Here is a 24,306-nt window from a genome sequence, read left to right as displayed (position 1 = left end):
GCCGATCCCGTTAAAACATGAAGTGTTTGGTCATCAATCTTGATCGGTCTCCTGACCGCCTTGCCCATATTACGGCGGAGTTTGCCCGCATCGGCATCGCCTTCGAGCGAATCGTCGCGATCGACGCGCGTGACCATCCCGACCTGATGCTGCATCCGCAGCATGCGATGTATTCCATCCGGCGCCTGTCCCACAGCGAGATCGCCTGCATGCACAGCCATCGCGTCTGCTGGGCCATCATCGCGCAGGACGACGCCCCTTATGGAGCCGTCTTCGAGGACGACATCGTGTTTTCCGCGAAAGCCGGCGCCCTGCTTGCCGACGTGAGCTGGATTCCGGCCGATGCCGATGCCGTCAAGCTCGAGACATTCTTCATTAAAACCATGACCCAGAGGAAAAGAACCGCCGTCGGTCACGGCTTTTCCTTGGTCAGACTCCGCAGGAACCACGTCGGAACCGCCGGCTACATCCTGTCGAGGCAAATGGCGCGCGACCTCCTCGACGCTACCGCACAAGCCAGCGCGGCAGCCGATGATCTCGTCTTCAATCCGGCGTTCCCGACGTCGAGCAAAAAGACGATCTACCAGCTTGTTCCCGCGCTTTGCGCACAGGATCAGTTCGTCGGCGACAGGCTGCCGAGCCTGCTTGTCGAGGAACGCGATGCGGCATGGGACGCAAGCGGGCTGACCATCAAACGCAGAAGGCCGGTCGCCGAGAAAATAAGGACAGAGACCAGACGCGTCGTCGAATGGATCATTGACTACTGCCGAATGCGGCGATACACGGTCGTTCCTTTCGATCCGCCTGAAGCAGACCGATAGACTTGTTGACCTGGAATAGAAAATTTTCCCCACTTCCCGTCGCATGTACTCCGCCAGTAATCCTGGGAAGATGGGCCGGGTTTAAATCTTGGTTTTCTGATCTGGCGTAAAATATCCCCAGAAAAGATCAACAAATCACAACGTCACCTGTGCTAGAGGGCTCCTGCTGGACGGCTGTGCCGGTTCCGTGAAAGCAAGGGTTTCGTACAAAAATCGCTGGTAGAACATGAAGTGCCTGGTCATCAATCTCGATCGCTCTCCCGACCGGCTTGCCCATATGACCGCCGAATTTGCTCGCATCGGGATCGCCTTCGAGCGGGTGGTGGCAATTGACGGCAGGCAGCATCCGTATCTGGGGCTTCAACCACAGCATGCACTGCACGCCGTGCAACGCCTTTCCGGCAGCGAGATTGCTTGCCTGCACAGCCATCGCGCCTGCTGGGCCATCATCGCGCAGGACGACGCGCCCTACGGCGCCGTGTTCGAGGACGACATGGTGTTTTCGGCGAAGGCCGGTGCGCTGCTTGCCGATGCGAACTGGGTTCCGGCCGATACCGATATCGTCAAGCTCGAGACATTCTTCCACACGACCGTGATCCAGAGAGAACGGTTTTCCGTGGGCCACGGCTTTTCCATGTTCAGACTGCGCAAGAACCACATAGGAGCCGGAGGTTACCTGCTCTCCAAGCAAGCCGCCCGCGACCTTCTCCTGGCAACCGAGGAGGTCAACGTGGCAGTGGACAATCTCATTTTTGATCCCGCGTTCGCAACATCGACCGGCAAGACGATATACCAGCTCGTTCCAGCCCTGTGCGCGCAGGAACAGTTCGTTGGTGCCAAGTTGCCCAGTCTGCTTGCGCCGGAACGGGACGCCGAGTGGGTCGCCGCCGGGCTTGCGAACAAGCGCAGGAAGCCGGTCACGGCGCGAGTCAGGAGAGAGGTCCGGCGGACCGCGCGGTGGATTGCCGACTTCTGCAGGTTCCGGCGACAGATTGTCGTCCCCCTCGGCCCGATCGAGGCAAGCGACCAATGAAGCGCCTGGTCATCAATCTCGATCGGTCTCCCGAGCGGCTTGCCCACATGACAGCGGAGTTTGCCCGCATCAACATCGGGTTCGAGCGGGTCGCGGGGATCGATGCAAAGCAGCATCCCGACCTGGTGCTGCAGCCTCAGCACGCGATACACGCCATCCGGCCGCTTTCCGGCAGCGAGATCGCCTGCCTGCACAGCCATCGTGCCTGCTGGACGATCATTGCCCAAGACGATGCCCCGTACGGCGCCGTGTTCGAAGACGATATGGTCTTCTCCGGCAAGGCGGGGGCTTTGCTGGGCGATATCGGTTGGGTGCCGGCGGACGCGGATGTCGTGAAGCTCGAGACGTTCTTCTCCAGAACCGTGGTCCAGAGGAGAAGGATCGCCGCTGGAAACGGTTTTTCCGTGGTCCGGCTCCGCAAGGGCCACCCGGGGGCCGGGGGTTATCTCCTCTCGCGGCAAACGGCACGCGACTTTCTGGAGGCGACGGCGCATATCAACATAGCTGTCGATGATCTCATCTTCGACCCCATCATGTCAGCCGGCAAGACTGTCTACCAACTTGTTCCCGCCTTGTGCGCGCAGGACCAGTTCGTTGCCGACAGGCTGCCAAGCCTGCTTGATCAGGAGCGGGATGCCGCGCGGACCGCGAGTGGGCTTATGACAAGGCACAGAAAGCCGACAGCGGTGAGAATCAAGAGAGAGGCCGGACGGACCATACGGTGGATCGCCGACTTCTGCAGATTCCGGCGACACATTGTCGTACCCCTCGATCCGATCGAGGCAACGGACTAGCGGTTCATCGTTTCACGGAAGCTAGGTGCTTTTCCCGAGAGGAACCGTTTCACACTTTCCTGGAGTTGCTTCAGCCCTCGCACCGGGCTGCAAGCCGGCCCCATACCCAGCGCCGCGAAAACGCGCTATAGACGCCGCCCAAAAGGCAAGGCCGACCGGTACCTATGGCGAAAATCTCCCTGAAGCTCGATGAACTGATCGATGGCGAAGCCTTGCGCCGCGAGATGACCGCGCTGACGGCCGCCACGGCCGGCGACGGTTCCGGGCAGGCCGCCCGCGCTGGTGTGCTCCAGCTTCTCAAGGCCCGGCTCGCCGAAGGCCGAAAGATCGCCGAGGCCATGCTGAGGCAAGATGGCGGCGGCAACGCCTGCGCCGAGCGGCTGTCGCATCTGATGGATGAGCTGATCCGGGCGCTCTACGATTTCGCGGCGACGCATGTATACCGGGTGAAGAACCGCTCCGTGGCCGAACGCATGGCCGTCGTCGCCGTCGGCGGCTATGGCCGCGGCACGCTGGCGCCAGGATCCGACATCGACCTCCTGTTCCTGCTGCCCTACAAGCAGACGCCGTGGGGCGAACAGACCGTCGAATACATGCTCTACATGCTGTGGGATCTGGGCTTGAAGGTCGGCCACGCCACCCGCAACATCGACGAGTGCCTCAGGCTGTCGCGCACCGACATCACCATCCGTACCTCGATCCTGGAAGCGCGCTTTCTGTGGGGCGAACGCAAGCTCTATGACGAGCTGATGCTGCGCTTCGACCACGAGGTGGTGCGAACGACCGGTCCGGAATATGTGCAGGCCAAGCTCGCCGAACGCGACGAGCGCCACGCCAAGGCTGGCGAAAGCCGCTACCTGGTCGAGCCCAATGTGAAGGACGGCAAGGGCGGCCTGCGCGACCTGCAGACGCTGTTCTGGATCGGCAAGTACTTCTACCGGGTGCGCACCGGCGAGGAACTGGTCGAAAAGGGCGTTTTCACCGGGGCCGAGTACCGGGAGTTCCAGAAGGCCGAGGACTTTCTGTGGGCGGTGCGCTGCCATATGCATTTCCTCACCGGCAAGGCCGAGGAGCGGCTGCATTTCGACATCCAGCGCGAGATCGCCGAGCGGCTGGGCTACACCACCCATCCCGGCCTGTCGGCGGTCGAACGGTTCATGAAGCACTACTTCCTGGTGGCCAAGGATGTCGGCGACCTGACGCGCATCTTCTGCGCCGCGCTGGAGGAGGAGCAGGCCAAGCATGTGCCGGGGTTCAACCGCATCTTCTTGACCTTCCAGCGCCGCAAGCGCAAGCTCGCCGGCACGTCGGACTTCATCGTCGACAACCACCGCATCAATATCGCCGACGATCAGGTGTTCGAACGCGATCCGGTCAATCTGCTGAGACTGTTCTGGTTCGCCGACAAGCACGGGCTGGAGTTTCACCCCGATGCGCTGAAGCTGCTCACCCGCTCGCTCGGCCTGGTCAACAAGTCGCTGCGGCGCGACGAGGAAGCCAACCGGCTGTTCCTCGACATATTGACCTCGGACCGCAACGCCGAGCTCAACCTGCGGCGCATGAACGAGGCCGGGCTGCTGGGCCGGCTCATCCCCGATTTCGGCAAGATCGTCGCCATGATGCAGTTCTCGATGTACCACCACTACACGGTGGACGAGCACCTGATCCGCTGCATCGGCGTGCTGGCCGAGATCGAGCGCGGCGACGGCGAGAAGATCCATCCGCTGTCGCATTCGCTGATGCCGGGCCTGAAGAAGAGCCGCGAGGCGCTCTATGTCGCCGTGCTGCTGCACGACATCGCCAAGGGCAGGCCGGAAGATCATTCCGAGGCCGGCGCGCGGATAGCGCGGCGCATCTGTCCGCATATGGGACTGTCGGCGGCGGATACGGAAACGGTCGCCTGGCTGGTCGAGAACCACCTCGTGATGTCGATGACGGCGCAGACCCGCGATCTCAACGATCGCAAGACCATCGAGGATTTTGCCTCGATCGTGCAATCGGTCGAGCGGCTGAAACTGCTTTTGATCCTCACCGTCTGCGACATCAGGGGCGTCGGCCCGGGTGTGTGGAACGGCTGGAAGGGCCAGTTGCTGCGCACGCTCTACTACGAGACCGAATTGCTCCTGACCGGCGGCTTTTCGGAAGTGTCGCGGGCACAGCGCACCGCGGCGGCGCGCGAACGCCTCGCCGAGGCGCTCGCCGACTGGCCCGACAAGGCCCGCAAGCGCTATGTCGGGCTGCATTATGAAAACTACCTGCTGACCGTGGATCTGCAGGACCAGCTTCGCCACGCCGAATTCATCCGCGAGGCGGACGCGGCCGGCAACAAGCTCGCCACCATGGTCAAGACGCACCAGTTCGAGGCGGTGACCGAAATCACCGTGCTGGCGCAGGACCATCCGCGTCTTCTCTCGGTCATTGCCGGGGCGTGCGCCGGCGCCGGCGGCAACATTGTCGACGCGCAGATCTTCACCACCTCGGACGGCCGCGCCCTGGACACGATCCTGATCTCGCGGGAATTCGACCGGGACGAGGATGAGCGGCGGCGCGCCGAGCGCGTCGGACGGCTGATCGAGGACGTGCTGTCGGGCAAGAGCTGGCTGCCGGAGATGATCGAGAAGCGCACCAAGCCAAGGCGCGGGTCCAAGGTGTTCAAGATTCCGCCGCGCGCCGAGATCCGCAACACGCTGTCGAACCGCTTTTCCGTCGTCGAGGTCGAGGGGCTCGACCGCCCGGGCCTGCTGTCGGAGATCACCGGCACGCTGTCCGACCTGTCGCTCGATATCGCATCGGCGCACATCACAACCTTCGGCGAGAAGGTCATCGACACCTTCTATGTCACCGACCTCACCGGCCAGAAGATCGACAGCCCGGCCCGCATCGCCACGATCCGCAACCGGCTGATGGCGACGCTCGAAGGCATCGCGCCCGAACGCGGCGGCAAGGCCAAGGCGGCCGCCGAGTGACTGCCATCCCCACCTTGTCCCGATCCCTGGAGCTATTCATCGCTTCAAGGAAACGGCGAACCGCGCTAACTCTTTGTTTTAACACAATTCCCAAGGGCAGAGCGCTATGCGCTTTGCCCGGGAAAACCGCTCACACTTTTCCCGGAATTGCTCCAAGGCAGTCTTCAAACGCATGAGCCTCGTCAAGAAATTTGCTACCGTCGCTTCCGGCACGCTGATGAGCCGCGCGCTCGGTTTTGGCCGCGAGATGCTGATGGCGGCGGCACTCGGCACCGGTCCGGTCGCCGACGCCTTCAACGCCGCTTTCCAGTTTCCCAACACCTTTCGCCGGCTGTTCGCCGAAGGCGCCTTCAACGCCGCCTTCGTGCCGCTGTTCGCCAAGGAGATCGAGACGCATGGCACGGACGGCGCCAAGCGTTTCTCCGAGGAAGTGTTCGGCGTTCTGTTCTCGGCGCTGCTGGTGCTGACCATCGCCATGGAACTGGCGATGCCACTGATCGTACGCTACCTGGTGGCCCCAGGCTTCGCCGACACGCCGGGCAAGTTCGAGACGACCGTCCGGCTCGCGACGATCATGTTCCCCTACCTGATCTGCATGTCGCTCGCGGCCATGATGGCGGGCATGCTGAATTCCCTGCGCCGCTATTTCGCCGCGGCGGTCGCGCCCGCTTTCCTCAACATCATCCTGATCAGCGTGCTTGGCTACGCCTGGTATCATGGACTGGACGCACATGCCGTCGGGTTCAGCCTGTCGTGGGGCGTTCTGGCGGCGGGCATCGTGCAACTCGCCATTGTCTGGGTGGCGGTGCGCAACGCCGGCATCTCGATCGGCTTCCGCCGGCCGAAGATGACGCCGAACGTGAAACGCCTTCTGATCCTGGCGCTGCCGGCGGCGATAACCGGCGGCATCACCCAGATCAACCAGTTGATCGGCACCGCGATCGCCTCGGCGCAGGACAGTGCCGTCTCCTCGCTCGCCTATGCCGACCGCGTCTATCAGCTGCCGCTCGGTGTCGTCGGCGTCGCGGTGGCGATCGTGCTTCTGCCGGAACTGTCGCGGGCGCTGAAATCAGGCAATCTCATCGAGGCCGCCAACCTGCAGAACCGCTCCGTCGAGTTCACCTTGTTCATGACCTTGCCGGCGGCCGCCGCACTCTGGGTGATGTCGGAGCCGATCGTGCGGCTGGTCTATGAGCGCGGCGCCTTTGCCGCCAACCATTCGACGCCCACGGTGGCGGCGATCCTGGCGATCTTCGGCTTGGGCCTGCCGGCCTTCGTGCTGATCAAGGCCTTCACCCCGGGCTATTTCGCCCGCGAGGACACGCGCACGCCGATGATCTTCGCCGCGATCTCGGTGGCGGTGAACGTCGCCACCGCGCTGACGCTATTCCCAAGGATGGGCGCACCCGGCATTGCGGTCGCCTCGGCCGTGGCCGGCTGGGTCAACGCGCTGATGCTGCTTGCGGTGCTGATCCGGCGCGGCCACTGGGGCCGCGACGTGCCGCTCCTGAAGCGCATTCCCCGCTTGGTTCTGTCGGCGGCGGTAATGGCGGTGGCGCTGTATTTCGCCGAGCATTGGCTGGCCGTCAGGCTCGGCCCCGGTTCGCCGCTGGTCGTCAAGGCAACGACGCTGCTGACGTTGGTGGCCGGCGGCGCGCTGCTCTATTTCGTCACCGCCTTTGCCATAGGCGGCGCCGATTTCGGCATGATCCGGCGCAATGTCAAACGCAAGGGACCACCGGCGCCTAAGGAACAGTCTCCAGACCAGTAAGCCGGACGGTGGCGATGTCGCCGGCAAGCATCAGTCTTCTCCAGAGACAATTCGTCGTAGATTTGGCGCGGCAGTGGCTCGCGTGCCTGTTTGCTTAGCTCGATCCCGAATTCTGACCGAAGCCGCGCCGCCGTCTCCAGCGGTGTCTCGCGGTCGCGTCGGCGCTTGAGCGCTTCCTCGTCGGCAACGGTCACGGGCATCCTATTTCTCATCAGGATCGTATGAAATACACGTGCCACCATATCATACACGTCGATGTCGGCACGGACCTGTCAGACGGGGAAAGGCGCAACAAGCGCGGCGCCCGACAACATCGAACAAACAATTCAGCTGAGGCAATGGCTGTGCGGGTTCTCCTGCCTCTTGATCGTCTCCACACTCTCGTTCATAAGCGCGCCGTCGAAAGACTTTCGCCGCGCGCGAAACGGCCCTCCACAAGCCATGAGGAAACCCATGTCCGCCTTCAAGCCTCTCGTCTTCTCCGGTGTCCAGCCGACCGGCAATCTGCATCTCGGCAACTATCTCGGCGCCATCAAGAAATTCGTCGCCCTGCAGGACACGTCCGACTGCATCTACTGCGTCGTCGACCTGCATTCGCTGACCGCGCAACTCGTGCATGACGACCTTGCCGACCAGACGCGGTCGATCACCGCCGCCTTCCTTGCCTCCGGCATCGACCCCAAGAAGCACATCGTCTTCAACCAGTCGCGGGTGATGCAGCACGCCGAGCTTGCATGGATCTTCAATTGCGTCGCGCGCATCGGCTGGATGAACAAGATGACGCAGTTCAAGGACAAGGCCGGCAAGGACCGCGAGAATGCCTCGCTGGGCCTGCTTGCCTACCCGTCGCTGATGGCTGCCGACATCCTGCTCTACCGCGCCACGCATGTGCCGGTGGGAGAGGACCAGAAGCAGCATCTTGAACTGACCCGCGACATCGCCCAGAAATTCAACAATGACTTTTCGAGCCGCATCGCCAGCCTTGGCGTCGGCGTCGAGATGCAGGTTGGCGAGGAGACGGTGAACGGCTTCTTCCCGATCACCGAACCGGTCATCGGCGGCCCGGCGGCACGCATCATGAGCCTGCGCGATGGGTCGAAGAAGATGTCGAAGTCAGACCCGTCGGACCTGTCGCGTATCAACCTGACGGACGATGCCGACACCATCTCGAAGAAGATCCGGAAGGCCAAGACCGATCCGGAAGCCTTGCCGAGCGAGGTCGACGGGCTGGAAAGCCGGCCGGAAGCGGAAAACCTGGTCGGCATCTATGCCGGCCTGGCCGAGATTTCGAAGGCCGACGTGCTCAAGGAATTCGGCGGCCAGCAGTTTTCAGTGTTCAAGCCGGCGCTGGCCGACCTCGCGGTGGAGAAGCTGGCGCCGATCGCCGGCGAGATGCGCCGCATCCAGGGCGACCGCGCCTATGTCGACGCGGTGCTCAGGGATGGCGGCGAACGCGCCGGCGTGCTCGCCGAAACGACCATGAAGACGGTGCGCGACATTATAGGCCTGCTGCAGGGCTGATCCGGCGTCGGTGCACTGCATCAACACTGGCACAAGGCCGGCCGCTTGCGGCCGGTCGAAGCGGGTGGCAGATTGCGGTCGAAAACACACTCGTGTCTCTGATCTTGAAATTCGCCAGAGTTGGATATCAAGGGTAATGCGAATTTCAAAATCAGGGACACGAGCAAACTATTGATTTCTAGTGTCGTTTTTGATTTCGAAGTTCGCTCGGGGCGAGATATCGAAAGCAGGCGAACTTCGAAATCACGACACTAGGTAGATAGACATGGTCTCCAAACGCCTTAGCCGCGAAGCCGGTCATCGCAGGAAATTCCTGACGATCATCGACGACACGCCCGAGTGCGAACGCGCCGTTGCCTACGCCTCGAAGCGGGCGCTGAGCACCAACGGCACGCTGGTGCTTCTCTATGTCATCGTACCGGACGATTTCCAGCACTGGCTGGGCGTCGAGAAGATCATGCGCGAGGAGGCGACCGCAACGGCGCGCGCGGCCCTCGACGGCTATGCCAACAAGGTGCGCCAGAAGCTCGGCATCGAGCCGGAAATGGTGGTGCGCGAAGGCAAGCCGACGGAAGAGATCCACAAGCTGATCGAGGAAGACCAGGATATAGCCATCCTGGTGCTGGCGGCCGGCGCCGGCAAGGAAGGGCCAGGACCGCTGGTCGGTGCCGTTGCCGGCAAGGGTGCGGCCTTCCCTATTCCGGTCACGGTCGTGCCGCAAAACCTTTCGGACGAGGAAATCGACAGCCTCGCTTGAAACCAGCCAGGGATTCGATCCCCAGCCAGCAAAAACATTCCGCCAGCCAGCCGTTCGGGCGACGCGTTTCGCTTGAATATCCAGCCAATAGAGCCTATTTAGAACTATTCCAAACTAGATGCCCGAAATGGGCACGGAGACGGCCATGTTCATCCAGACCGAATCGACGCCCAATCCTGCGACGCTGAAATTCCTGCCCGGCAAGGAAGTGCTCCTGGAAGGTACCGCCGATTTTCGCGACGCCGATAGCGCAGCCACGGCCTCGCCGCTGGCCGGCCGGCTGTTCGAAATCACCGGCGTCACCGGCGTCTTCTTCGGCTACGACTTCATCACCGTGACCAAGGACGGCCCCGACTGGCAGCATCTGAAGCCGGCGATCCTCGGCGCCATCATGGAGCATTTTATGTCCGGTGCGCCAGTCATGGCCAAGACCGGCCCGGCCGCGGAGACCAGCCAGACCGGCGAATTCTACGACAAGGCGGACGAGGAGCTCGTCATCACCATCAAGGAACTGCTCGACACACGAGTGCGCCCGGCAGTGGCCCAGGACGGTGGCGACATCACCTTCCGCGGCTTCGAGAACGGCACGGTGTTCCTGCACATGAAGGGCGCCTGCGCCGGTTGCCCGTCATCGACGGCGACGCTGAAGCACGGCATCCAGAATCTGCTTCGCCATTTTGTGCCCGAAGTGCAGCAGGTCGAGCAGGTCGCCTGATACTTCCCGCGCGCCGCCGCTTCGGCCTGCGAGCGCGACTTGGAACATCCTGTTCGTGAATAACAAAAAACCGGGCCGAATTGCCCGGTTTTCTGTTTGGGACGTCCGTTGTTGCCTAGACGGTCCGCGCACGAAAGGTTTGACCTGATCCTGAGATCAGGATGCTCACATCACGATGACCTTGGCGCCGACCGAGGCGCGGTCATAGAGATCGATAATGTCTTGGTTCATCAGCCGGATGCAGCCAGACGACATCGCCTTGCCGATCGAATTCCATTCCGGGCTGCCATGCAGACGGTAACCCATGTCGCCGCCCTTGTTGAAGAGATACATGGCGCGCGCGCCGAGCGGGTTCTTGAGGCCCGGTTCCATGCCGCTGGCGAACTTGGCCAGTTCCGGCTGGCGCTTGATCATTTCACGGGGCGGCGTCCAGGTCGGCCATTCGCGCTTCAGCGCGATATGAGCGGTGCCATGCCACTCGAAGCCCTCGCGGCCAACGCCGATGCCGTAACGGATCGCGCGGCCATCGCCCTCGACGAAATAGAGGAACTTGTTCTGCGTATCGACGATGATTGTGCCTGGCTTTTCCTTGGTGTCGTAGTTCACTTCCTGTCGGTGATACTGCCTCGGCACTTTTTCGATCGGGATGCGCGGCAGCTGGTAGCCAGCGTCGGTCACCGCGCCGTAGTCGTTTGAGAAAATCTGCCCGCCGATGGTGCTGCAACCGGCGATAGCAGTGGACAGCGCCAATGCGGCAATAATTGCAAGCGACTTCATGCGCATGTGATGATCCGGTGCCCTGCCCAAACGCCAGCGGCACGAGTCGGCCGCTTTCTCACCATCATTCATGCTGGCATTTGCTTTGCTTGCCAAGCACACGATGCCTATATCCGTGGCCTTACCTGCTGGTAAGCGTATCAGTATGGCATTTCGGCAACAGCCTTCACCAGATTGTGAAGTAAATTCAATGGGCCTGAACGCGCGGGCCATAAGATCGAGGATCTCCGCCATGAATGTCGGCGACGCCGCCCACCGTTCAGGACTGCCGGCCAAGACCATCCGCTACTATGAGGAGATCGGCCTGATCGCACCCGCGCGTGCCGCCAACGGCTACCGTGATTATTCCGGCGACGACGTGCACCGGCTGGCTTTCCTGCGCCGCGCGCGCAACCTCGGCTTTTCCATCGACGATTGCCGTCAGTTGATGGCACTCTACCGGGATCGCGGTCGCGCCAGCGCCGATGTGCGCGAGATCGCGTCCGCCCATGTCAGGGCAATCGAGGAGAAGGTGCGCGAACTGCAATCCATGCGCTCGACGCTGCAGAAGCTGATCCATGCCTGCCATGGCGACGACAGGCCGGACTGCCCGATCCTGGATGACATGGCGGGGACGGCGGCGGGAGCCGACCAGGCGTTCGGCTGACCCTTCGAAGAGTTCCGGCACCACGCGCAAACGCTGAACTATGCCGCGGGGCTTCGTCTCGGCGTGCTCGCAACGCCCGACGCCCTGATCTATATTCATGGCGGCTACAGCCACGCCGCCTTCAAGGGTCCGGCTTTCCATCGGCCACCCCATTGGATGCCATCGTACGCAATCTGCTCGCCACGGATCGGTCGAACCAGGGACTTCAACGCTATTTGCGCTTACTAATATATATGTAGGTTAATCCACGCGGGGATAATCATACCCAACGCCAAACCGCAATGGCCGGCGCGGCCCCCTATAAACCCAAAGCCAGACTGCGCCGGCTATTCCGCCAGCCATCTTCCCTTACGTCAGCCCTTATATGCTGAATAACTAAAGTAATGGAACGTCCAATGGACATTGACGGAACCAAAACGGTAACGTCGGACCTTTGCTTTTCTGGCGCAAGACTTTAGTCCTGCCGTCCTATGGTTAGGATCGGAAGTTGATCGAGGCGACATAGGGCCGTCTCGCAGCAGGTCAATACCAGACTGCACTTGACCGGCTTATGGCGCGATCGCGGAAGGTCGCTCATGGTCCAACGTGTCTGTCAAATATACAATCGCCCGGCACAAACGGGTTCAAACCGTGAACAGAATCTGGCATGGTGCTTGTCATGCCAATCATCTCCCCCATCGCAATCAACCCTCTCATTGACGGCCGCCAGTCGGAACGCGCCTTGCTGGTGCGGCGTGGCGTGCAGCGGCTGCTCATGGAAATGGGCGCGCATGTGCTGCCTGAACTGTCGCTGGCCACCGGCCGCCGCGCCGACCTCGTGGCACTGACCCGCCAGGGCGATATCTGGATCATCGAGATCAAATCCTCGATCGAGGATTTCAGGGTCGACCGCAAATGGCCGGACTACCGGCTGCATTCCGACCGCTTCTTCTTCGCCACCCATCCCGGCGTGCCGGCCGAGATATTTCCGGACGAGTGCGGCTTCATCCTGTCCGACGGCTACGGCGCCGAAATCATGCGCGATGCGCCGGAGCACCGCATGGCGGCGGCGACGCGCAAGGCGCTGATGCTGCGGATTGCGCGCGCCGGTGCCTCGCGGCTGTTGGCGGCGGAGCTGGCCGGCGTCTCGGTGCCGGTGCTGGAGGGGGAGAGCGAGTAGTTCGCGGGCCTGCGCGGCATCTGCCGCCGCTACTCTTCACCGCCCTCCGCTCCAGCAGCAGGCGCCATCAGCAGCACGGCGGCGCCGAGGATGGCGGCGATGAAGGAGCCAGCGAGAATGCCGACCTTGACCGCGTCCTGCAGGGCCACGTCGCCGGCGAAGGCAAGCAGGCCGATGAACAGGCTCATGGTGAACCCGATGCCGCAGAGCAGCGAGATGCCGAGCATGTGTGACCAGCCGGCATGGGCCGGCAGGTCGGCCAGGCCAAGCCTTATGGCAAGCGCGGACGAGCCGAGCACACCGACGAGCTTGCCGACCACCAGGCCGGCGGCGACACCCAGCGTCAACGGCTCGATCAGCGCGCCAAGGCTAAGGACGGCGAGCGAAACGCCGGCATTGGCAAAACCGAAAATGGGGATGATGACGAAGGGCACGATCCTGTGCAGGCCATGCTCAAGCCGGTGCAGCGGCGAATGGTCGAGGTCGTGGCCGATCCCGGCCGAGCGTTCGAGCGGGATGGTCAGCGCCAAGGCGACGCCGGCAAGCGTGGCGTGGACACCCGATTTCAGCACCAGCACCCACAGGATGGCGCCGAGCACGAGATAGGGCACCAGCGTCATTACCCGCATGCGGTTGAGCACGACGAGCACGGCAATGACGGCGAAGGCGGCGCCGAGATAGGCCAGCGACAGGCCGCTGGTATAGAAGATGGCGATGATGATGACGGCGCCGAGGTCGTCGATGATGGCGAGCGCGGTGAGAAAAACCTTCAGCGAGGCCGGCACACGGCTGCCGAGCAGCGACAGCACGCCGAGCGCGAAAGCGATGTCGGTGGCGGTCGGGATCGCCCAACCGGGCAGTGCGGCTGAATTGTTGCGGTTGATGGCGACATAGACCAGTGCCGGAACCAGCATGCCGCCCGCCGCAGCGATGCCAGGCAGGACGCGGCGCGGCCAGCTGGAAAGCTGGCCGTCCAGCATCTCGCGCTTAATCTCCAGCCCGACGAGCAGGAAGAACACAGCCATCAGCCCGTCATTGATCCAGTGCGAGACACTGAGCGGGCCGAGATAGGCGTGGAGCACGGAGAAATAGGTTCCCGACAGCGGCGAATTGGCGACGATCAGGGCAAGGGCCGCCGCCGCCATCAGGATGATGCCGCCGGCCGCTTCGCTATCGAGAAATTCGCGGAAGACGGAAAGCGGCCGCTGCTTCAAATCCTGCATGTCGCCTCCGATGTCACCCGACCTGCCGACTAGCGCGGTGCGCGCTTGGCGAGTATCCGCTGCAGCGTGCGGCGATGCATGTTGAGCCGGCGCGCGGTCTCGGAGACGTTGCGCTCGCACATTTCGTAGACGCGCTGGATGTGCTCCCAGCGAACGCGGTCGGCCGACATCGGGTTCTCCGGGGGCGCGGCGCGCTCGCCCGAGGTGCGGGTGAGGGCGGCAAAGATGTCGTCGGCGTCGGCCGGCTTCGACAGATAGTCGACGGCACCGAGCTTCACGGCGGTCACCGCGGTGGCGATGTTGCCGTAGCCGGTCAGGATGATGGTGCGGGAGTCCTCGCGCTTCTCGCGGATGGCGGCGACCACGTCGAGGCCGTTGCCGTCGCCGAGCCGCATGTCGACCACGGCGTAAGCCGGCGGATTGGCGCGGGCCTTGCCCACGGCCTCCTCGACGCTCTCGGCGGTCTCGACCACGAAGCCCCTGGTTTCCATGGCGCGGGCCAGACGGGTGAGGAACGGCTTGTCGTCATCGACGATCAAAAGCGAGGTGTCTTCGCCTTCAACCATTGCGCCAATATTTTCATCGCCTGTCATTGTCTTGAAAATTCCTGCTGCCTTAATTTTACGCAGATATAGTTTTGCGCCGCTATTGTCCAACTTATGCAATGTCAAACATGGTGGCAGGGGCCGTTTCCGGGTTCAGGAAGACTGTTCTCGGCCACGAAATCTGCACCACCGCCCCCTCGCCGAGGCCACTTGAATTGCGGAAATCCAGCGCGGCACCCGAGCGTTCAAGCAGTGTCTTGGCAATGAACAGGCCAAGCCCAAGGCCTCCGCCGGCCTCGGTGCCCTGGCGCGTCGACATATAGGGCTCGCCGATGCGATCGATGATCTCTGGTGGAAAACCGGGCCCGTCGTCGATGATCGAAAAGGTGACGGTCGCCTCGTCCCAGCTCCAGCGCACGGTGACGCTCTTGCGGGCGAAATCGACGGCGTTCTCGACCAGATTGCCAAGACCATAGATGACGCCCGGATTGCGGCGCCCGACCGGCTCGGGCCCGGTGCGCTCGCCGGGGCGAAGCTTGATCGAGATGCCGAAGTCGCGATGCGGCGCGGTGATCTCCTCGACCAGCGAGGTCAGCGGCAAGCGGGAAAGATGCGCCTCACCCTCGGACGACAGGCTGGTCAGACGCTTGAGGATTTCGCGGCAGCGCTCGCTCTGCGAGCGCAGCAGCTTCACGTCTTCCCCGTATTTCGGGTCGCTGCCGAGCGCTCTTTCCATCTCCTTGGCGACAAGCGTGATGGTGGCGAGCGGCGTGCCAAGCTCATGCGCGGCGGCCGCCGCCAAGCCGTCGAGCGCCGAAAGGTGCTGCTCGCGCTGCAGCACCAGTTCGGTGGCGGCAAGCGCATTGGCCAGAAGCCGGGCTTCGGCTGCCACCCGGAAGGCATACATGGCCGTGAAGGCGATCGAGGACAGCACCGCCATCCACATGCCCGCGACATAGATGAAGGGCATCACCAGCGGCGCGCCTTCATACCAGGGCAGCGGCAGATGGATGAAAACCAGCAAGGTCGCCGCTATCATCACCAGCCCGCCGAGAATGGCGGTCAGGCGCAAGGGCAGCGACGTCGCCGAGATGACGACGGGCACCGTCATCAGCAGCGAGAACGGATTGGTCAGGCCGCCGGTCATGTAGAGCAGGCCGGCAAGCTGCAGGCTATCGAAGATCAGGATGCCGAAAGCGGCGAACGGGGTGAGCCGGTGCGCGGCCGGAAAGCGGAACGCCAGGAACAGGTTCATCCAGGCCGAACAGGCGATCAGCGCGAAGCAAAGGCTGACCGGCAGCGGGAATTTCAGGCCATAGGCGACGACGAGCACCGTTACGCTCTGGCCGACAATGGCAAGCCAGCGCAGCCGGATCAGCGTATTGAGACGCAGCCTCTGGCTTTGCTGGAAATCGGGCGCACGCAAAACATTGATCATGGCCATGGATTACAGCCGCAGAGCGCCCAAGGCTAGGTCCGCTCCAATCCGATGGAGTCGGATTGCAGCTCTACTTCTGGTTTGAGCATGATCTTTTCCAAAAACCGGTTCCCACTTTTTGGGATCATGCTCGCGGTTTAGCGCGGGCGGTAGCGGCGGCGAGCAGCGGATTCTCCGGCCAGACATGCTTGGGATAGCGGCCGCGCATGTCGGCGCGTACATCGGTCCAGGAGCCGCGCCAGAAGCCGGGCAGGTCGCGTGTCGTCTGGATCGGCCGGTGCGCCGGCGACAACAGTTCGAGCGTCAGCGGCACCGTGCCGTTGGCGATCGAGGGATGGCGGTCGAGGCCGAACAGCTCCTGCACGCGAACCGCCAGCACCGGCCATTCGCCGTCATAGCGGATCGGCACATGGCTGCCCGACGGCGCGTCGAAATGCGTTGGCGCCAGGGTATCGACCTTGCGCTGGAGGTCGTGCGGCACGAGCGAGGCAAGGCCGGCCGAAACAACCCCGGAATCGACGGCGGCCAGGGACGCGGCGCCCGGCAGGAACGGCAGCAGCCAGTCGTCAAGGCGCTCGATCAGCGCGTCATCCGACATATCGGGCCAGGGCGCTCCGAGGCCGCGATGCAACCAGGACAGCCGTTGGCGCAGCGTCTCGGCCTCCTTGCTCCAGGTTAGCAGCGACAGCCCATGCTCGCGCAAGGCGTCGAGAATGGCACGGTCGGCCTCGGCGCCTGAAGGAGCGGGCAGCATGCGCTCCGCGAGCGTGATAGCGCCCAGGCGAACGGTCTCGCGCACCCGCACGGCGCGCCGGTCGCGATCGAAGCTCGTTTGCCGGCGCGTTTCGATCCGGTCGGCCAGCGTGGCGCGGATGTTGTCCTCGCCGATTGCGGCCGCCGCGGCGATGCGCGCGTTCTGCGCCTTGCCCTGCAGGTCGGCGACAACCACGAACGGCTCGCCCGCCAGAGGGTCGGCGGCATCGAGCATGGCGCCGGAACCATTGGCCAGCACGAAGCGTCCGCGCTCGCCGCGCGCCTTGGCGACGCGATCCGGCCAGGCGTGGATGAGCAGGGGACCAGCAGGAACAGCCGCGCTGTCCTTCGCGCCGCTCGCCTGTCTTGCCAACCGCTCCGCTAGCTGCCGCGCGGCGACGGCGCGCGGCGATCGTTCAGCGCGAAAGCGCATCAGCCGCCGTTCGAGGTCGGCGCCGTCGCCACCAAGGCCGCGTTCGGTCAGCAGCACGGCCAACATAGCCGCCTCGCCGGCATGGCCGCTCTTCGCCGCCTCGGCGACCATATGCGCCAGCCGCACCGGCAGAGCGAGCTTGCGCATAGCCATGCCCGCTTCCGTGAGGCGGCCTGCCTCATCGATGGCGTCCAGCGCGCGCAGCAGCACCCTCGCCTCGTTGAGCGCCGGCGCGGGCGGCGGATCGAGGAAGGCGAGCGCCGTCGGATCGGCGACACCGAAGGCGGCGCAGTCGAGCAGCAGGCCCGACAGATCCGCCTCGAGGATTTCCGGCGGCGTGAAAGCGGGAAGCGCCGCCGTCTGTTCTGCGCGCCACAGCCGGATGGCGACGCCGGCTTGCGTGCGCCCGGCGCGGCCGGCGCGCTGATCTGCGGAAGCCTTGCTGACGCGCACGGTCTCCAGCCGCGTCAGGCCGCTCGCCGGCTCGTAACGCGGCAGCCGCGACAGGCCGGAATCGATGACGACGCGCACGCCGTCGATGGTGATCGAGGTTTCGGCGATGGAAGTTGCCAGCACCACCTTGCGGCGACCGGGCGGCGCTGGCTTGATCGCGGCGTCCTGCGCCTTGCCGTCGAGCTGGCCATGGAGCGGCACGATGTCGGTGTCGGCGCCGACCTTGCCGGCCAGCCGCTCGGCGGTGCGATCGATCTCGCGCTGGCCGGGCAGGAAAGCAAGCACGCTGCCGCTTTCGTCGGTGAGCGCCGAGCGGATCGCCTTGGCCATGGCATCCTCGATCGGGATACCGGCCGGCCGTTCGTCGTAGCGGATATCGACGGGGAAGGCGCGGCCCTCGCTTTCGATCACCGGCGCGCTCGACAGAAGCTTGCCGACGCGGGCGCCGTCGAGCGTCGCCGACATAACAACCAGGCGCAGATCCGGCCGCAGCGCCCCTTGCACATCGAGTGCCAGGGCAAGGCCGAAATCACCGTCGAGCGAACGCTCGTGGAATTCGTCGAAAATGACCGCCGAGACACCGGGCAGTTCGGGATCGTCGAGGATCATGCGTGCCAGCACGCCCTCGGTGACGACCAGGATCCTGGTCCTGGCCGAGGTGCGGTTCTCCATCCGCATGGCATAGCCGACCGTGCCGCCGGGCTCCTCGCTTAGCAATTCGGCCATGCGCCGCGCGGCAGCGCGGGCGGCGAGCCGGCGCGGTTCGAGCAGAACGATCCGGCCGGTTCCCAGCCAGGACGCGTCCAGCAGCGCCAAGGGCACCAGCGTCGTCTTGCCGGCGCCGGGCGGCGCCACCAGCACGGCGCTGTTGCCATTGCCAAGCGCTTCGCCGAGCGCCGGCAACACAGCTGTGACCGGAAGCTCCGGCAACGGTTTCGTCTTCATCGCGCCCGCATATCAGCGGTCCCGGCCGCCGTGCAACTTTATCGCGCTAACGCCTGGTCAAAGGCGGGTGCGCGAAAACGGGTTCCAGCGCACCGTGCCGAGCCTCACCTCCTCGCGCACCATCGTCAGCAGGCCGGAGGCGCCGACAACCGCGAGGCCGACCAGCGATAGCCAATCGGGATATTCCTGGAAGAACAACGCGCCGAGGATGACCGCCCACACGATCTGCGAATAATGCGTCGGCGCGATCCGGTTGGCGGGCGCGTATTTGGCCGCCAGGAGCTGCATGAGCTGCCCGCCGGCGGTGAAGGCGCCGGCCATCGCCAGCCAGACAAGCTGCATGGCGTTCGGCAATGTGAAGGAGCTGACGGCGGCGCCAGCTCCGTTGAACAGCAGGCCATAGCCGACAAGCACGCCGAGCATCGATGTGCGCTTCTCCTGCTGGGCGAGCGAGCGCAGCAGGATAACACTGGCCGCGGCGAGAAAGGCGTTCACGAAGGCGGCCAGATGGCCGAGGTTCAATTCGCGGAAACCCGGTCGCACCACCAGCATCACCCCGGCAAAGCCGGCGACAACCGCCAGCCATCGCCAGGGACCAACCTTTTCCTTCAGGATGACGGTGGACAGGATGGTGACCAGCAAAGGCGCCAGGAAGATCAGCGCGTAGACTTCGGCAAGGGGAATGTGAGTGAAGGCATAGACGCTGAGCACGCCCGACGCGATGCCGGCCAGGGCCCGCGCCTGCACGGCCCATGGCCGCTTCATGCGCCAGAAATCGCGCCAGCGTTCACCCGCGGGGCGGCTGAAGAACAGGAAACAGCCGGCGAACAAGGTGGAGAAGAAGCCGATCTCGAAGACGGTGAACTGTCCGCCCAGGCTCTTGATCACGGCATCGCTGCCCGAATAGCTTGCATAGGCGATCAGGGCGAGCAGGATTCCGTTCGGCACGTTTTTCCATTTCCGGGAGAGAGTAGCGTGAGAATACTGGCGCTCGGTGCGCATCCGGACGACATCGAGATCTTCATGTTCGGTACGATGGCCGCCTATGCGGCGCAAGGCGCAGAACTCACTTTTGCCGTGGCCACGGATGGTGCCAGGGGCGGCAAGAGCGATGCCGCGGTCCTCGCGCGTGTCCGCCGTGGGGAAGCAACGGCGGCGGCGGCGCTGCTTGGCGCGGCACCGCGCTTCCTCGACTTTCCCGATGGCGAACTGGTGGCCGATGCGGCGCTGATCGGTGCGCTGAAGGCGCTTGTACGCGAGACCGGGCCGGACCTGGTCTTCACGCACGCGCCCAACGACTATCACGCCGACCATCGCGCGCTGTCGGACGGCGTGCGCATCGCTGCCTCGTTCGCGGTTCCTGTGCTGCATGCCGACACGATGGGCGGCACCGGATTCTCGCCGACGCACTATGTCGATGTTTCCGCCCATCGGGATGTCAAGACGCAAGCGATCCGCGCGCACCGCTCGCAACGGCCGGAGCAATATGTCGACCGGGCGCGCATCCAGAATGAATTCCGCGCCGGCCAGTGCAACGGCCTCCCCGGTTCACTGGCCGAGGCCTTTCGTTTCGAGCCGACATTTCCCTTCGCCGACATACGCGCCTTGCTGCCGCCCGCGCCGCCGGTCCGGCCGGTGACGCCACAGCCCTATGTCATCGGCGAGGCCAACTGAGCGGCTGCCGGAAAAACCATCCGGCGGTCATTTCCCAACGATTTCAATCACCCGTTTCGTCATGCTGCGGCGCAGCAACGAATTCGCTTGCCTTGTTTAGTAAAAATTGCATCACTAAACAAATTACTAAACATCCGCGGTGCCGAGACGCCGCCATGTTTGGGCCTCTGAGGAGAGAGGTTTGAGAGCTCTTGAAACCGTCATCCGGGCGCGTTTCGCAAATGGGAGGAAGACATGAAATCGAGCTTGAAAATGGCGTTGGGACTGGCCTCGGCGGTGGTTGCGTCGACAGCTGTTTCGAACGCCGCGCACGCTGAAGACCTGACGCTGTGCTGGGCCGCATGGGACCCGGCAAACGCGCTTGTAGAACTGTCCAAGGATTTCACCAAGGAAACCGGCATCGGCATGAAATTCGAATTCGTGCCGTGGACCAACTATGCCGACCGCTTCCTCAACGAGCTGAACTCGCACGGCAAATTGTGCGACCTGATCATCGGCGACAGCCAGTGGATCGGCGGCGCGGCCGAGAACGGCCACTACGTCAAGCTGAACGACTTCTTCGACAAGGAGAAGATCAGCATGGACGACTTCGTGCCGGCAACGGTCGTCGGTTACTCCGAATGGCCGAAGAACACGCCGAACTACTGGGCGCTGCCGGCCATGGGCGACGTCGTCGGCTGGACCTATCGCAAGGACTGGTTCTCCAAGCCCGAGCTGCAGAAGGAATTCAAGGAAAAGTATGGCTGGGATCTCGGCCCACCCACCACCTTCGACCAGTTGAAGCAGATCGCCGAATTCTTCCAGAAGCGGCAGATCGACGGCAAGACCGTCTATGGCGCCTCGATCTACACCGAGCGTGGTTCGGAAGGCATCACCATGGGCGCCATGGACGTGCTCTACAGCTACGGCTTCCAGTATGAGAACCCGAAGAAGCCCTACGAGATGGAAGGCTTCGTCAATTCGGCCGACTCGGTCAAAGGACTGGAATTCTACAAGTCGCTTTACGACTGCTGCACCCCTCCGGGCGCATCGAACAGCTACATGGGTGAAGGCGTCGATGCCTTCAAATCCGGTCAGGTGGCGATGCACATGAACTTCGCCTTCACCTGGCCAGGCCTGCAGAAGGACGAGAATGTCGGCGGCGACAAGATCGGGTATTTCGTCAATCCCAAGGGTCCCGGCGGCGCCCAGTTCGCGCAGCTTGGCGGCCAGGGCATTTCGGTGGTGTCCTATTCCGACAAGCAGGAATCGGCGCTGAAGTACATCAAGTGGTTCGCCAACAAGGATGTGCAGGCCAAGTGGTGGTCCCTCGGCGGCTATTCCTGCTTGAACGCCGTGGTGAAGGATCCGAAGTTCCCGGCCAGCCAGCCCTATGCGCAGACCTTCCTCGACTCGATGGCCATCGTGAAGGATTTCTGGGCCGAGCCAAGCTACGCGCCGCTGCTGCAGGCCTCGCAGAAGCGCTTCCATGACTATGTCGTTGCCGGCCAGGGCTCCGCCAAGGATGCGCTCGACGGCCTGGTCAAGGACTGGACCCAGGTCTTCCAGGACGATGGCAAAATGTAACCGGCTCCTCCCGAGCTAGGACCCAGAGCCGGATGATTTCGGGTCGAACAGACCTGAAATCATCCGCTCCGGACCAAGAGAGAGAGCATGATGTCGTCCGAAAACCGCTTCACACTTTTCGGCATCATGCCCCTGGTCCCGTGCCGCCCTTGGCACGGGACGCAGTTCAGATAAATTCCATGACAGAGACGACCCAAGTGACCGAAGCAGGACTGACCATGCTCAATCGGACCGCGGAGAACGTTGCCCGGGCGACCCCGGAACCGTTGGCCCGCAAGGTCCGTGGCATCAGCGACAAGGGCCTCGCCTGGCTGTTCATCTCGCCGACGATCCTGTTGCTGCTGGCCATCAACATCTTCCCGCTGTTCTGGGCGATCTATCTGTCGTTCACCAATTACCGGGCCAACCGGCCGAACGAGGTGGTGAAGAACCTCGGCTTTGCCAACTACCAGCGCATTCTCGGCGACCAGGACATCTGGATCGCCATGCAGACGACGGCGCATTTCGTGTTCTGGACCATCCTGTTGCAGACGCTGATCGGCTTCACGCTGGCCTGGCTGATCGACCGGAAGTTCCGCGGCCACGCCTTCTGGACGACGCTGATCCTGGTGCCGATGATGCTGTCGCCGGCGGTGGTCGGCAATTTCTGGCGCTTCCTCTACGAGCCGCAGATCGGCCTGTTCTCTTATGTCATCTCGTTCGTCAGCGGCATTCCACCGACAAGCATCCAGATGCTCTCCAACGTATCGCTGGCGCCGTGGTCGATCATCATCGTCGACACCTGGATGTGGACGCCCTACGTGATGCTGATCTGCCTCGCCGGCCTGCGCTCCATCCCTGAATACATCTACGAGGCGGCCGAGGTCGACCGCGCCTCCAACTGGCGGCAGTTCTGGTCGATCACGCTGCCGATGGCGCTGCCCTTCATCATGCTGGCGGTGCTGTTTCGCGGCATCGAGAACTTCAAGATGTTCGACATGGTCAATCTCTTGACCGGCGGCGGGCCGGGGTCGACCACCGAGGTCGCCTCGATCACGCTGAAGCGGCAGGCTTTCGAGAGCTGGCGTACCGGCTATTCCTCGGCTTTCGCCATCATCCTGTTCGTGGCGGTGTTCGGCCTCGCCAACATCTACGTCAAGGCGCTCAACAAGGTGAAGCAGAGATGAGCCTGACCACAGCCCATTCGGTCGTCGCCCCCTCGGCCAACTCGAAGCGCATCGCCGGCGCGATCATCATCGCCTATGCGCTGATCTCGATCGTGCCGCTGTTGTGGATCTTCGCCACCAGCTTCAAGACGCCGCCGGATTCGATCGCCTATCCGCCGAAGCTGCTGTTCCAGCCGAGCCTCGAAGGCTACTGCAATCTGTTCACGACGCGGACGCGGCAGACGCCGGAATACATCAACTCGCTGGGCCCGGCGACCGGCTTCTGCGACGAGACCACGCGCAAGCGCAACATGGTGATCGCCGGCCCATCCAACTTCCTGCCCCGCTTCGTCAATTCGTTGATCATCGCCTTCGGCTCGACCTTCTGTGCGGTCTTTCTCGGCACGCTGTCGGCCTATGGCTTCTCGCGCTTCAAGGTGCCGCTCGCCGACGACCTCCTGTTCTTCATCCTGTCGACGCGCTTCATGCCGCCGATCGCGGTCGCGATTCCCATCTACCTGATGTACCGCGAGCTTGGCCTGTCGGACACAGCGCTTGGCATGATCCTGCTCTACACGGCGGTCAACGTGTCGCTGGCGGTATGGCTGTTGAAAGGCTTCATCGACGAGATTCCGCGCGAATATGAAGAGGCGGCGATGATCGACGGCTACACGCGGCTGCAGGCATTCTGGCGCACCGTGCTGCCGCAGGCGACGACCGGCATTGCCGCGACCGCCATCTTCTGCCTGATCTTCGCCTGGAACGAATATGCCTTCGCCGCACTGCTGACATCGGGCACGGCGCAGACCGCGCCGCCCTTCATCCCGACCATCATCGGCGAAGGCGGCCAGGACTGGCCGGCGGTGGCGGCCGGCACGACCATCTTCCTGGTGCCTATCCTGGTTTTCACCATCCTGCTTCGCAAGCAATTGCTGCGCGGCATCACCTTCGGCGCGGTGCGCAAATGAGCATGACCAAACCAGCCAAACGCAAATCGCGCTGGCCGGCCTGGGCCCGGCGCGGCGTGATGGAAAACATCGCGACGGCACTGATCGCCATCGGCTTCCTGATGTTGTTCCAGCCCTTCGCGCTGTCGCTCTACACCTACTCCTTCATCACCATGCTAGCCGGCACCGTGATGTTCATCATCGTCTCGAAGTTTCCGGAATAA

At 63.3% G+C, this 24,306-nt stretch carries 21 protein-coding genes; 15 read left to right on the top strand and 6 right to left on the bottom strand.

All coding sequences use genetic code 11. From position 1 onward, the window contains the following. Positions 1-17: 17 nt before the first annotated feature. From AC1VON_RS07735 to AC1VON_RS07700, 8 genes are all read left to right on the top strand, one after another. Complete coding sequence (locus AC1VON_RS07735) at positions 18-821, top strand: glycosyltransferase family 25 protein (RefSeq protein WP_483121329.1); 804 nt, start codon at positions 18-20, stop codon at positions 819-821. Positions 822-1,047: 226 nt separating this feature from the next. Continuing rightward, on the top strand, positions 1,048-1,854 hold the full coding sequence (locus AC1VON_RS07730) for a glycosyltransferase family 25 protein (RefSeq protein WP_172347198.1): 807 nt from the start codon (positions 1,048-1,050) through the stop codon (positions 1,852-1,854). Further along, positions 1,851-2,648: a glycosyltransferase family 25 protein gene (locus AC1VON_RS07725; protein ID WP_172347199.1), complete on the top strand. Its 798-nt coding sequence runs from the start codon at positions 1,851-1,853 to the stop codon at positions 2,646-2,648. Before AC1VON_RS07730 ends, AC1VON_RS07725 begins: the two co-directional genes overlap by 4 nt. A gap of 164 nt (positions 2,649-2,812) precedes the next feature. After that, positions 2,813-5,614 carry a [protein-PII] uridylyltransferase gene (locus AC1VON_RS07720; RefSeq protein ID WP_483121326.1) on the top strand — a complete coding sequence of 934 codons (2,802 nt, stop codon included), beginning with the start codon at positions 2,813-2,815 and terminating at the stop codon, positions 5,612-5,614. Between the two features lie 172 nt (positions 5,615-5,786). After that, the gene (murJ, locus tag AC1VON_RS07715; RefSeq protein ID WP_483121324.1) at positions 5,787-7,385 is read left to right on the top strand and encodes a murein biosynthesis integral membrane protein MurJ; all 1,599 of its coding nucleotides are present in this window, start codon (positions 5,787-5,789) and stop codon (positions 7,383-7,385) included. A gap of 453 nt (positions 7,386-7,838) precedes the next feature. Then, the gene (trpS, locus tag AC1VON_RS07710; RefSeq protein WP_140769925.1) at positions 7,839-8,906 is read left to right on the top strand and encodes a tryptophan--tRNA ligase; all 1,068 of its coding nucleotides are present in this window, start codon (positions 7,839-7,841) and stop codon (positions 8,904-8,906) included. A 265-nt stretch (positions 8,907-9,171) separates the two neighbouring features. After that, positions 9,172-9,663 carry a universal stress protein gene (locus tag AC1VON_RS07705; protein WP_172347202.1) on the top strand — a complete coding sequence of 164 codons (492 nt, stop codon included), beginning with the start codon at positions 9,172-9,174 and terminating at the stop codon, positions 9,661-9,663. A gap of 145 nt (positions 9,664-9,808) precedes the next feature. Next, positions 9,809-10,378 carry a NifU family protein gene (locus AC1VON_RS07700; RefSeq protein WP_483121321.1) on the top strand — a complete coding sequence of 190 codons (570 nt, stop codon included), beginning with the start codon at positions 9,809-9,811 and terminating at the stop codon, positions 10,376-10,378. A 165-nt stretch (positions 10,379-10,543) separates the two neighbouring features. On the opposite strand, the gene AC1VON_RS07695 is transcribed toward AC1VON_RS07700, so the two are convergent. After that, positions 10,544-11,161 (bottom strand): L,D-transpeptidase, encoded by a 618-nt coding sequence (locus tag AC1VON_RS07695; protein ID WP_483126287.1) that lies wholly within the window; start codon positions 11,159-11,161, stop codon positions 10,544-10,546. Positions 11,162-11,387: 226 nt separating this feature from the next. Here AC1VON_RS07695 and cueR point away from each other — a divergent pair, with 226 nt between their 5' ends. Both cueR and AC1VON_RS07685 read left to right on the top strand, forming a co-directional pair. After that, positions 11,388-11,801, top strand: a complete 414-nt coding sequence (gene cueR, locus AC1VON_RS07690) for a Cu(I)-responsive transcriptional regulator (protein ID WP_172347204.1) — start codon at positions 11,388-11,390, stop codon at positions 11,799-11,801. Positions 11,802-12,459: 658 nt separating this feature from the next. After that, a complete protein-coding gene (locus AC1VON_RS07685) occupies positions 12,460-12,960 on the top strand; it encodes an MmcB family DNA repair protein (RefSeq protein ID WP_483121318.1) in 501 nt (166 codons plus the stop codon). 29 nt (positions 12,961-12,989) lie between these two features. Here the strand turns inward: AC1VON_RS07685 and nhaA are convergent, their stop codons facing one another. The 5 genes from nhaA to AC1VON_RS07660 form a co-directional block, all read right to left on the bottom strand. Next, on the bottom strand, positions 12,990-14,183 hold the full coding sequence (gene nhaA / locus AC1VON_RS07680) for a Na+/H+ antiporter NhaA (RefSeq protein WP_483121316.1): 1,194 nt from the start codon (positions 14,181-14,183) through the stop codon (positions 12,990-12,992). A 29-nt stretch (positions 14,184-14,212) separates the two neighbouring features. Further along, a complete protein-coding gene (locus tag AC1VON_RS07675; protein WP_010913121.1) occupies positions 14,213-14,776 on the bottom strand; it encodes an ActR/PrrA/RegA family redox response regulator transcription factor in 564 nt (187 codons plus the stop codon). A 64-nt stretch (positions 14,777-14,840) separates the two neighbouring features. Then, positions 14,841-16,172, bottom strand: coding sequence for an ActS/PrrB/RegB family redox-sensitive histidine kinase (locus AC1VON_RS07670; protein ID WP_483121314.1), 1,332 nt, complete (start codon positions 16,170-16,172; stop codon positions 14,841-14,843). A gap of 118 nt (positions 16,173-16,290) precedes the next feature. Continuing rightward, complete coding sequence (gene hrpB, locus AC1VON_RS07665) at positions 16,291-18,750, bottom strand: ATP-dependent helicase HrpB (RefSeq protein ID WP_483121312.1); 2,460 nt, start codon at positions 18,748-18,750, stop codon at positions 16,291-16,293. A gap of 57 nt (positions 18,751-18,807) precedes the next feature. Further along, positions 18,808-19,698 carry a DMT family transporter gene (locus tag AC1VON_RS07660; RefSeq protein ID WP_172347209.1) on the bottom strand — a complete coding sequence of 297 codons (891 nt, stop codon included), beginning with the start codon at positions 19,696-19,698 and terminating at the stop codon, positions 18,808-18,810. A gap of 27 nt (positions 19,699-19,725) precedes the next feature. Here AC1VON_RS07660 and AC1VON_RS07655 point away from each other — a divergent pair, with 27 nt between their 5' ends. From AC1VON_RS07655 to AC1VON_RS07635, 5 genes are all read left to right on the top strand, one after another. Further along, positions 19,726-20,424, top strand: a complete 699-nt coding sequence (locus AC1VON_RS07655) for a PIG-L deacetylase family protein (protein ID WP_172347210.1) — start codon at positions 19,726-19,728, stop codon at positions 20,422-20,424. Positions 20,425-20,658: 234 nt separating this feature from the next. Beyond that, positions 20,659-21,990, top strand: a complete 1,332-nt coding sequence (locus tag AC1VON_RS07650; protein WP_477440965.1) for an ABC transporter substrate-binding protein — start codon at positions 20,659-20,661, stop codon at positions 21,988-21,990. Positions 21,991-22,208: 218 nt separating this feature from the next. After that, complete coding sequence (locus tag AC1VON_RS07645) at positions 22,209-23,156, top strand: carbohydrate ABC transporter permease (RefSeq protein WP_027040434.1); 948 nt, start codon at positions 22,209-22,211, stop codon at positions 23,154-23,156. Further along, a complete protein-coding gene (locus tag AC1VON_RS07640) occupies positions 23,153-24,103 on the top strand; it encodes a carbohydrate ABC transporter permease (RefSeq protein ID WP_096453068.1) in 951 nt (316 codons plus the stop codon). Before AC1VON_RS07645 ends, AC1VON_RS07640 begins: the two co-directional genes overlap by 4 nt. Then, a complete protein-coding gene (locus tag AC1VON_RS07635; RefSeq protein ID WP_483121308.1) occupies positions 24,100-24,306 on the top strand; it encodes a hypothetical protein in 207 nt (68 codons plus the stop codon). The genes AC1VON_RS07640 and AC1VON_RS07635 overlap by 4 nt, the downstream gene beginning before the upstream one ends.

The organism is Mesorhizobium sp. HAY1-8B (assembly GCF_056868045.1).
This window is presented reverse-complemented; position numbering and strand designations above follow the sequence as displayed.